The 269-nt window shown below is 29.4% G+C and carries 1 pseudogene; it reads right to left on the minus strand.

Annotated features, from left to right (window positions below):
• Nucleotides 1–19: 19 nt before the first annotated feature.
• Nucleotides 20–269: pseudogene (locus SCA31_RS23635) on the minus strand (WG repeat-containing protein); the annotation flags it as partial.

The following is a 269-nucleotide window of genomic DNA, read 5'->3' on the forward strand; positions in this document are numbered from 1 at the left end:
CTGCCTAAAGCCTCCAGCATTAATACGCTTTATTATGAGTATCGATATAATAATAATTTATACTATCTTTTGTAACATCAAACATTTTGCCCAATTTCCAGCTGAAATTTCTCTTGATATTTGAATATTCAAAAGGAATGATCACTTTATTATTAACATCAATCACTCCGAATCTGTCATTTTGTGAAGCAATAATCATCGGATCAGATACATCATCACCTTCCAAAATATATAAATATTGATATTGAGGATAAATTTGATAATCTCGG

The organism is Chryseobacterium sp. SIMBA_028 (assembly GCF_046535285.1).
Lineage (GTDB): Bacteria > Bacteroidota > Bacteroidia > Flavobacteriales > Weeksellaceae > Chryseobacterium.